The sequence below is a fragment of the Novosphingobium sp. ST904 genome (genome assembly GCF_001298105.1).
Lineage (GTDB): Bacteria > Pseudomonadota > Alphaproteobacteria > Sphingomonadales > Sphingomonadaceae > Novosphingobium.
The window spans coordinates 1-9,080 of sequence record NZ_LGJH01000075.1; the positions used below are offsets into that span (position 1 = coordinate 1).

Here is a 9,080-nt window from a genome sequence, read left to right on the forward strand (position 1 = left end):
AAACGTCGTCGTCGTCGTCGATGGAAACGACATACTGGTCACCACCGTCCAAGGTGTGCAAAAGGTCGGCAAGCTATCCGGTGCCGTCAACCAGTAAGGACAAGTCGATGAATGCTGCGCTGCCTATCCGCCAGGTTGAAAAGCCTTGGGGTAAGGATGTCCTGCCCGCGCCGTTCAAGGCGCCGGAGGGGAAGCGCATTGGCGAGATCTGGTTCGAACCGCCTGCCGCGCTGCCGGACCTTCTTGTGAAGTACATTTTCACGAGCGAGAAGCTATCGGTGCAGGTCCACCCGAGCGACGCGCAAACGCTCGCCAAGGGGATCGGCAGGCAGGGCAAGGAAGAATGCTGGTTCATCCTCGCCGCAGAGCCCGGCGCCACGCTGGGGATCGGTTTCAACGCGCCGATCAGCGAGGAGGACATGCGCGAAGCTGCGCTTGACGGTTCGATCGAGGGATTGATGACCTGGCACGAGGTCGTGCCGGGCGATTTCTTCTACATTCCCGCCAACACAGTTCACGCCATCGGTATCGGCGTCAGCCTGATCGAGGTGCAGCAGAACAGCGACATCACTTACCGCCTTTACGACTATGCGGCGCGCGCGAACTTCACCTTGAAGAAGGCATGGCCGTTTCGAAGGGCGAAGTTTATGATCTGGCGAAATGGCACAAGCGGGTGGCGGCGCATGCCACTGAAACCCTGGTGGATGGTCCCCTATTCCTGCTCGACCAGATTGAAGGGCGCCCTTCGGCCGAAATCGCCGGCCGTTATCCCGACGCCTTGCTGGTCATCCCGCGCGAAGGCACTGTCAGGGTTGCAGGCGAGGCCATAGGGCCGGGCGGCTGCGGCTTGGCAGCCGCGCTGGAGGACGTCGAATTTGCGGAAAACGGCGTCTGTCTGCTGGCCAGGGCCTGTGCAGTCTGAGGCGTGTTTGCCATACAGGACACCATGATCGTCCAGACCATCCAGTTGGCCCTGACGCCGGTGTTCGTCCTCGTGGCGATCGGCAATATTCTGAATATCCTCTCGACGCGCCTCGGCCGGGTGGTCGATCGTGCGCGGACCTTGCAGCAGCTCCATAACGAAACGCAGGGCGCCGAGCATGACATGGTCGTGCTGGAGATTCGCCTTGTCGACAGGCGCATCACGATCATCACCAAGGCCATCCGCTTCATGGTGCTGTCCGCCCTGGCGATCGGCACGACCGTGGCGATCCTTTTCCTGCAAGGCCTGGCCGGGCTCGATCTCCATGGGTTGGCCGCGGTGATCTTTCTGGCCTCGATCGTGCTTCTGCTCGTGGCGCTGGTGCTGTTTCTGCATGAAACGCAAGTCGCCGCTCAGGCGCTCAGCATCCCGCGCGACTATCTGGAACTGCATCGCACCATCTGATCTGCACTCTCGCGGGTATCGTCCCTGCGGTTGGTGATTTCCGCTTTCCCTTTAGGCTTCTGCGCCGAGGGAGAGAATTGCCATGAACAAGCCGCGCGTGCCGGGGCAGGCCGGGGAATGGAAGTCGGGCTGGACGCTCGTACTTGCCTCGTCGATCGGATTTTCGTTCCTGTCCGTGCTGCTGGCGGGGACCGGCCTGTTCATGGAGCCGCTGTCGAAGGAATTCGGTTGGAGCCGCTCCCTGCTATCCGCCGGGCCCGGGCTGGCGACTTTCATCACTGCAATTCTCTCGCCATTCTACGGTGTCTTGATCGACAAGCTGGGATCGCGAAAGCTGGCCCTGCCGGGCCTCGTTGCCGTCATGGCGGCAACTTGCACCTTCGCATTGGCAAATGGATCGAAAGTGCAGTGGATCGCGCTCTGGCTGGTGTTCGGCGTGCTCCTTACCAGCATCAAGTCCACGATCTGGACCGCTGCGGTTGCCAGTGTGTTCGACAAGGGGAGGGGGCTCGCGCTGGGCTTTACCGTTGCCGGCACCGCGCTGGCGCAGGCGATCGTGCCGCCGCTCGGCAATTTCCTGATCGACGAAGTGGGATGGCGCGGGGCGTTCGTGTGGTTCGGGCTGGGGTGGGGCGGGCTGTCGCTGCTGCTCTGTGTGCTTTTCCTTTACGATGCGCATGACCGCGCGGCCAGGCGGGGCGAAACGGGCGTTTCGCGTGGCGGCGCCCATCTTCCGGGCCTGACCCGCAAGGAGGCCCTGCGCAGCCGTCCGCTATGGCAAGTGGCGATCTCGACGTTCGTGGTCATGTTGCTGACCATCGGTCTGGGGATCCATCTTTTTCCGATCCTTACCGAATCGGGGATGAGCCGGACCAATGCCGCCTGGCTCAGTTCGCTGACGGGCGTTGCCGGGATCATCGGCAAGCTGGCGACGGGCGCTCTGCTCGACAGGTTCCGGCCCAACTGGATCGGCGGCCTGACCATGGGGGTGACGGCCGTGACCTTCTTCCTGCTGACCGTGGCGATGGGATCGACGGCAGCGATCGTATTCGCCTTGCTGGTCAATGGCTATGCCGCCGGCACCAAGATGCAGATCTGCGCCTATCTGACGGCGGGCTATGCCGGCATGTGCAGTTTTGGCGCGATATATGGAATGATGTCCGCCATCGTTGCGCTCGCCTCGGGTCTAGGGCCGCTGATAGCGGGCGCGATCTACGACTATTCGGGAGGATATGGACCGTTCCTGTGGGCCGGGACGATCGGCTGCATTCTCGGCGGCGGGCTGCTGGTGACGCTGCCGGCCTACCCGCGCTGGGATAGCGCTGAGCCTATGGACGAAGCAATCGCCTGAGCCGCCTGAAAACGAAACGGGTCGGAAAAGCGTGTAGCTTTCCGGCCCGTATTCCATTCAGGTTCCGCGGTTCAGGCGGCGAGCTTGAACGGTTCGATCTCGCCCGAAAGGTAGAGCTTCTTGGCCTTGGCGCGGCTGAGCTTGCCCGAACTGGTACGCGGCAGGCTCTTGGGCGGCACCAGTTCGACCACGCAGTTCATGCCGGTGATCGAACGCACCTTGTCACGGATCAGGTCGCGCAGTTCGATGCGCTTCACCGGATCGGAGACGCGGCAGTGCACGAGGACGGCGGGAGCTTCCTCGCCATTGTCCATTTCCACCGAGAAGGCCGCGATGTCGCCATGGTTGAAGCCCGGCAGCTGTTCCACGGCCCATTCGATGTCCTGGGGCCAGTGGTTCTTGCCATTGATGATGATCATGTCCTTGGCGCGGCCGACGATGAACAGATAGCCGTTCGCCATGTAGCCCATATCGCCGGTGTCGAGCCATCCGTCGACAAGGCAGGCCTCGGTCGCTTCGGGATCGCGGAAGTAGGAGTGCATGACGCTGGTGCCGCGGCACCAGACCTTGCCGATCTTGTGGTCCGCAAGGCTCGCATCATTCTCGCCCCGGATCACCACTTCCATGTCGAGCACGGGCTTCCCGCAATTGACGATGGCGCGGTAGCGGGCCGGGCGGCTGAGGTCGCGCGGGCTACCGGAGAGGCGTTCTTCCTCGACCAGTTCGACGCGGATACCTTCGCCCGGGGGCATGATGGTGACGGCCAGCGTCGCTTCGGCAAGGCCGTAGCTGGGCAGGAAGGCAGAGGCCTTGAAGCCCGCATCGGCGAAGGCGTTGACGAAGTTCTGCATGACGTCCGGGCGGATCATGTCGGCGCCGTTGCCGGCCAGCCGCCAGCGCGACAGGTCGAAGCGGTCGTCGACATGGCTCTGGCTGGAAATGCGGCGTGCGCAGATGTCGTAGCCGAACGTCGGCGAGTACGAGATCGAGGTGCCTTCGTTGCGGGTGATGAGGTCGAGCCAGGCCAGGGGACGGCGGGCGAAGTCCTCGGTCTTGAGGTAGTCGCCCGAGACCTGGTTGGCGATCAGCGAGAGGAAGCAGCCGACCAGGCCCATGTCATGGTACCAGGGCAGCCACGAGATGCAGCGGTCGTTTTCGGCCAGTTCCATGCCGTGGCTGTGCGCGGCAAGGTTCGACATGAGCGAACGATGCGTGACCGCGACGCCGTGCGGGAAACGGGTCGAGCCGCTCGAATACTGGAGGTAGCAGATATCGTCCGGGCTGGCCTTGGGCAGTTCGACTTCGGGGGCGTCCTTGCCCGCGAAGTGGCCCAGGTGGCGTGGCCGCAACCCTGGCGTTCGGCCGCTTTCGCGGTCATCTCGGCGATCTCGTCGGGGCCGACGAGCAGGATCGGGTCCGAGCTGGAAAGCTGGACGGCCAACTGCTCGATATAGTTGTCCTTGCCGCCGAAGCTGGTCGGCAGCGGGAGCGGCACCGGCCAGGCGCCAGAGTAGACCACGCCGCAGAACAGTGCCGCAAAATCGGAGCCGGTTTCGGCGATGAGCGCCACGCGTTCACCCGGTTTCACGCCGCGAGCGACCAGCGCATGGGCGACCTTGATCGAATCCTCGCGCAGCGCGCTATACGGATAGACCTGCTTCAGCGTGCCGCGCGGGTCATGAAAATTGAATCCACGCTGGCCCTGCGCCGCATAGTCGAGCGCATCGCAGAAGGTGTCGAAATCGGCAAACCGGCGGGCAAGCGCGTCCCTGTTGGGGGTGGCGACAAGTGCTTCGCTCGTTTGCGGCACCATGTTGATGGTGTCGTTCATTTCGTTCTAACCCGTTGTTGTTATAACGTTTATCTTATCGGAACCGGGCGCTTCTAACCGGCGTTACATGAACCGGAGATAGCTGTTCCACATGCCAAGTTCCGCGCGCTCTCCCCATTCCGAGCCGACTGTGGCACGAATAGGGCAAGATGTCCGCCAAGCGTCACAATCCACAGCCCCTTACGGGACCTCGCCTGGAAGAATTGGCGCTGGCCTATGTCGCGCGTTTCGCCACTACGCAAGGCAAGTTACGCGATTATCTCCAGCGCAAGCTGCATGAGCGTGGCTGGGACGAGGAGGAACGGCCCGATATCGACCGGCTGATCGCGCGCTACGTGGAACTGGGTTACGTTGACGATGCCGGCTGGGCGCGGATGAAGGCGGGAAGCCTGCTGAGGCGCGGTTATGGGGCGCGGCGTGTGGGCGAAGCGCTCGGCCAGGCCGGTCTTGGCGAGGAACTGCGCGACGAGATGCGGCCCGATGCCGCGGCGGAGCGTCAGGCGGCGGTGGTCCTGGCGCGGCGGCGGCGGCTGGGGCCCTTCGCGCGGGAATTGCCAGATCGGCCTACGCGGGAAAAGCATATCGCGGCCATGCTTCGGGCCGGCCACCGGCTCGACATTGCCCGCAGGGTCGTCGAAGCCGACGATCCTGAAGCGGCCGAGCAATGGGCCGAATCTGACTGCGGAGACTATTGAGTGCGCCTGACCCGTTGCTTCGTTTTCGTGCTGGCCGGCCTGATGGCGGCCACGGGATGCTCTCAGGGCGATGACAAGGTGGCGGCCGGTCAGGCGTCGGGCAAGCCCGCGGTTCATTCCGAATCAGGTTTGCCGGTGGTTCCGCTCAAGGTGCAGTCGGGCGGCAGAACACACACCTTCATGGTCGAAGTGGCGCGCAGCGAAGCGGAGCAGGCCAAAGGGCTGATGTTCCGCACGCAAATGGGGGCTGACGAGGGCATGATTTTCCCGGAGCAGACGCCGCGCCGTGCCGCTTTCTGGATGCGAAACACAGTGATCCCGCTCGATATCATCTTCATCGGGACAGATCACCGCATCCTCAATATCGCGGCGAATGCGGTGCCCTACGATGAAACCCCGCTGCCGGCGAAGGGCGTGGCGATCGGCGTTCTCGAACTCAATGGCGGACGTGCGGCGCAACTGGGTATCAAGCCAGGCGATGAGGTGCGCTGGTAGGGCAGCGGGAGGCGGGGCGAGGGGTCAGTCTCCCTCGCCCAATCGCTCGACCATGGCACGAACCGAGCTAAGCTGCGGGCCATAGCGCGTGGCAAAGGCGGTTGAGCCGGTATAGCCCCACCAGTCCCAGCAGCCCATCGGGTTGAACGGCAGGGGCTGGCTCTTCTCGACCTGAGGGTAGAGCACGATCAGCCCGTTGGTATCCGCCCAGTTATTGAAGCCGAGTTGGCCGTAGACATCGTCACCCACATATTTCGCGGCCTGACCGCACCCGTGGAATACGACATGTACCGCGCACTTCGCGCCGGATTTCCGGCATCCGGCGGGGACGTAGAGGTAGCCGGTGTCGGCCATGGCGCTGAACGGGCTCAGGTAGGGGCGCTGGTCGAAGCTGCGCACTTTGCCGGAGAGCGTTTCGGCGCGCGCGCTCAGAGCCTGGCCGAGTATCTGCGTGAGGATTGCGCCGGGCTGATCGTAAGGCTTGTCGTCCACCTTGCAGCGATTCACGTAGGGATCTGCATTGGCATCGCAGGCCCCGCCCAGGGCGATGGACAGAAATGCGTGCCCGGCGGGTAAGTCTGCGATGTAGGCGAGATTGGCCGGCGGGACATGCAGGTCGGTGTAGAAGTCGTGCAGGCCTTCATCGTTGCCGAGCCCACGATGCTGTCGGCAGTGCCATGGAAAAGGTAGATGCGCTGCCGGGCGATGTGGGCGATCGGATCGATTGCGCCCAATCCCTGATACCAGTTTGCGGCCCAATAGCTTCCGCTTCCGGAAGGTGCGCCCTTCATGCAGGGCAGGGTGGCTGCCAGCCCCGTGAGGCCGCAACCGTAAGGCCCGCCAGCAACGATGCCGGCGCCGATGGTGCTTGCCGAATAGGTCACGGCGTACTGCACGGCCATGAACCCGCCCGAGGACAGGCCCGAGACCGAGGTTCTTGCCGAATCGGCACCCAGCTTCGGCAGTTGGGTGAGCGGCGGCGGCGTGCGGGCTGCCGCAAGGCCGGCACGTGCTGGTGCGAAAGTCGCAAGCACAAGAGCGCAAAGGACAATCCGGAAGAGTGACCATGGAGGCATGCGAACATTCCCCTGTTCGATATGACGCTTCGATATCGATCAAACGCAGACTTCGGCCTTTCTCCCGAAGGCACGGTGTTCCCCGGCTTGCCACATGTCCAGCCTTGAGGCGGCCGGGTCGTATCGGAAACGGAGGTACTGCCGAATGGCGGAAGCTCGTATGGCTGTTTTGGTCATGTCTCGCGCGGATGGAGCGAATATGCCCGGTGTCCGCTTTCAACACGCTTGGCATCCGCTGCGAACAGCGCTAACGCGCCGCTCATGGGAATCCTGTCCAAGATCTTCACCTGGTGGGACGGCGCCACCATCGGCACCTCGCTCTGGAGCTCGCGCAATGGCGAGCACGTCGGCACCGACGCGCAGGGCAACAAGTACTATCGTTCCAAGCGGGACAAGGTGCGTACCACCGAGGGCTATGAACGCCGCTGGGTGATCTATGTCGGCGCGAACGATGCCAGCAACGTGCCTTCCGAATGCACGGCTGGCTGCACCATTCCTATGACGGCGTGCCGGAAAGCCATCTGGCGCCGCCGCGCATCTGGGAAGTGGACTATACGCCCAACGCCACCGGTACCGCCGCCGCCTATCGCCCCCAGGGCGCGCTCGAGCGCGGCGGGAAGCGTGCCGCCGCCACCGGCGACTACGAAGCGTGGTCGCCCGACGCCTGAGGGGCGCTGCCTTGAAGCCGGTTCATGCCCTTGCACCCGTTCTCGTCCTGCTGCCGCTCCTCGCGGGGTGCGGTAGTGGCGAACCTGCGCCCGAGGCGCAGGACACCAGTGTTCCCGATGCCATCGCGGGGATGCAGGCCGGACCGGCGCAAGCCGCCAAGGGGCAGCAGATTGGCACGCCGAACAAGGATCGCGTGGTCACGCTCGGCGTCCTCAACAAGCGCAACAACCTGACGCAGGACCTGGTGATGAAGCCGGGCGAGGCGCGCCGCATCGGCAACCTCGTCGTCAAGGTGGCCACTTGCGAGAAGTCACTCCCCTGGGAGCGGCCGCAGGAAGAGGGTGCGTTTGTGCAGGTCTTCGCCGAGGAACGCCGCAATGCCGCCGAAAAACTCGGCTGGCGCAAGGTGTTCTCGGGCTGGCTGTTCAAGAATTCGCCGGCGCTCAACGTCGTCGAGCATCCGGTCTACGATGTCTGGGTCAAGGCCTGCGCTATGACCTTCCCGGGTGAAGAAGCCTTGTCCACGGCAGAGGCTTCCTCCAGCAATGCCGCAAAAGCCGCCGGCAGTGCGAGCACGGCTTCCGCGCCTGCCGCTGTATCTTCGCCGACCGCCGCGCCATCGGCCGTCGCTCCGGCTCCTGTCGCGTCCCCCGAGGCTCCCGTCGAGGATTGAGCCTGCTGTAATAGCGCAAGATAGCGCTTCTGCGGCATTTCCACAGCGCCCAGCGATGCAAGGTGCGGCGTCATGAACTGGCAGTCCAGCAAGGTCGCACCGGCCCGCCGCAGCGCCGCTACCAGCCAGCATAGCGCCACTTTCGACGAATCGGTCTCCCGCGAGAACATGCTTTCGCCGCAGAATACCCGGTCGAAGCCGACGCCGTAGAGCCCGCCGACCAGTTCGCGTTCGCCCGAATCGCATTCCAGCCAGACCTCGATCGAATGGGCATGGCCCAGTGCATGAAGGCTTTCGTAGCTGGACTGGATGCGATGGCTGATCCAGCTTCCGCCTTCGTCGTCGCTGTCCGGGCGGACGCGGCGCGGCGCGGCGCAGGCGTCCATGACCTGCGAAAAGGCGGCGTTGCAGGTGACCGTGAAGCGTCCGCGCCGCAAGGTGCGAGCGAGCGAATGCGACATGTGGAAGCCATCGAGCGGAAGAGTCGCGCGGAGGCGTGGCTCGATCCAGAAGATTTCCGGATCGTCGCGGCTGTCCGCCATCGGAAAAATTCCGCTGCGATAGGCCAGCATCAGGAGTTCCGGCTCGATCGTGGCGGGGGAGCGGGGGGCGTGCACGTGTTTATCCTGAAGGGTTTCTGCGGAATTCCATCTTGAGTTGGGGCTTCTCCACGTCAAATTGCAAGGGGCGGGAATATCTTGTCATCATGCTGCTGCACCCTCTTGTATTCCTCTCCATCTCCTTCTAGAGGCTGCCTCGCCCGCAGGAGTGTAGCTCAGTTGGTAGAGCATCGGTCTCCAAAACCGAGGGCCCACGGTTCGAGTCCGTGCACTCCTGCCAGCTTTTTATGAAAAGCGGCGATATCGCCCGCCCGGACTACTCCGCGGCGGGCGGTTTTGTTCT

At 63.6% G+C, this 9,080-nt stretch carries 7 protein-coding genes, 1 tRNA gene and 4 pseudogenes; 8 read left to right on the top strand and 4 right to left on the bottom strand.

The window, feature by feature from the left end:
• Nucleotides 1-107: 107 nt before the first annotated feature.
• The 3 genes and pseudogenes from ADT71_RS01125 (at nucleotide 108) to ADT71_RS01135 (ending at nucleotide 2,738) form a co-directional block, all read left to right on the top strand.
• A pseudogene (locus ADT71_RS01125) lies at nucleotides 108-922 on the top strand (class I mannose-6-phosphate isomerase).
• Nucleotides 923-925: 3 nt separating this feature from the next.
• Nucleotides 926-1,387 carry a DUF2721 domain-containing protein gene (locus ADT71_RS01130; RefSeq protein WP_231635469.1) on the top strand — a complete coding sequence of 154 codons (462 nt, stop codon included), beginning with the start codon at nucleotides 926-928 and terminating at the stop codon, nucleotides 1,385-1,387.
• Nucleotides 1,388-1,469: 82 nt separating this feature from the next.
• The gene (locus ADT71_RS01135) at nucleotides 1,470-2,738 is read left to right on the top strand and encodes an MFS transporter (protein ID WP_054434358.1); all 1,269 of its coding nucleotides are present in this window, start codon (nucleotides 1,470-1,472) and stop codon (nucleotides 2,736-2,738) included.
• 71 nt (nucleotides 2,739-2,809) lie between these two features.
• On the opposite strand, the pseudogene ADT71_RS01140 reads toward ADT71_RS01135, so the two are convergent.
• Nucleotides 2,810-4,569 (bottom strand): annotated as a pseudogene (locus ADT71_RS01140) (fatty acyl-AMP ligase).
• A 149-nt stretch (nucleotides 4,570-4,718) separates the two neighbouring features.
• Here ADT71_RS01140 and ADT71_RS01145 point away from each other — a divergent pair.
• Entirely contained in the window at nucleotides 4,719-5,264 is a 546-nt protein-coding gene (locus ADT71_RS01145; protein ID WP_054434360.1) for a regulatory protein RecX, read from the top strand.
• A gap of 42 nt (nucleotides 5,265-5,306) precedes the next feature.
• Nucleotides 5,307-5,759, top strand: a complete 453-nt coding sequence (locus tag ADT71_RS01150) for a DUF192 domain-containing protein (protein WP_054434366.1) — start codon at nucleotides 5,307-5,309, stop codon at nucleotides 5,757-5,759.
• 24 nt (nucleotides 5,760-5,783) lie between these two features.
• Here ADT71_RS01150 and ADT71_RS31820 read toward each other — a convergent pair whose 3' ends face one another.
• A complete protein-coding gene (locus ADT71_RS31820; RefSeq protein ID WP_054434362.1) occupies nucleotides 5,784-6,266 on the bottom strand; it encodes a PHB depolymerase family esterase in 483 nt (160 codons plus the stop codon).
• Nucleotides 6,263-6,835 (bottom strand): PHB depolymerase family esterase, encoded by a 573-nt coding sequence (locus ADT71_RS31825; RefSeq protein ID WP_197282873.1) that lies wholly within the window; start codon nucleotides 6,833-6,835, stop codon nucleotides 6,263-6,265. Before ADT71_RS31825 ends, ADT71_RS31820 begins: the two co-directional genes overlap by 4 nt.
• Nucleotides 6,836-7,096: 261 nt before the next feature.
• On the opposite strand from ADT71_RS31825, the pseudogene ADT71_RS01165 reads away from it, so the two are divergent.
• Together ADT71_RS01165 and ADT71_RS32555 are read left to right on the top strand one after the other, a co-directional pair.
• Nucleotides 7,097-7,503, top strand: a pseudogene (locus tag ADT71_RS01165) (NADH:ubiquinone oxidoreductase subunit NDUFA12).
• Between the two features lie 248 nt (nucleotides 7,504-7,751).
• Nucleotides 7,752-7,934: pseudogene (locus ADT71_RS32555) on the top strand (DUF2155 domain-containing protein); the annotation flags it as partial.
• Between the two features lie 35 nt (nucleotides 7,935-7,969).
• On the opposite strand, the gene aat reads toward ADT71_RS32555, so the two are convergent.
• Nucleotides 7,970-8,749, bottom strand: coding sequence for a leucyl/phenylalanyl-tRNA--protein transferase (gene aat, locus ADT71_RS01170; RefSeq protein ID WP_054434368.1), 780 nt, complete (start codon nucleotides 8,747-8,749; stop codon nucleotides 7,970-7,972).
• A gap of 192 nt (nucleotides 8,750-8,941) precedes the next feature.
• On the opposite strand from aat, the gene ADT71_RS01175 reads away from it, so the two are divergent.
• Nucleotides 8,942-9,017 (top strand) — tRNA-Trp (locus tag ADT71_RS01175).
• Nucleotides 9,018-9,080: the final 63 nt, after the last annotated feature.

Bases quoted from the DNA above. Each gene is read 5' to 3' on its own strand.
- ADT71_RS31825 (WP_197282873.1), bottom strand. From the start codon at position 6,835: ATGCCTCCATGGTCACTCTTCCGGATTGTCCTTTGCGCTCTTGTGCTT.
- ADT71_RS01145 (WP_054434360.1), top strand. From the start codon at position 4,719: ATGTCCGCCAAGCGTCACAATCCACAGCCCCTTACGGGACCTCGCCTG.
- ADT71_RS01150 (WP_054434366.1), top strand. From the start codon at position 5,307: ATGGCGGCCACGGGATGCTCTCAGGGCGATGACAAGGTGGCGGCCGGT.
- ADT71_RS01135 (WP_054434358.1), top strand. From the start codon at position 1,470: ATGAACAAGCCGCGCGTGCCGGGGCAGGCCGGGGAATGGAAGTCGGGC.
- aat (WP_054434368.1), bottom strand. From the start codon at position 8,749: ATGCTGGCCTATCGCAGCGGAATTTTTCCGATGGCGGACAGCCGCGAC.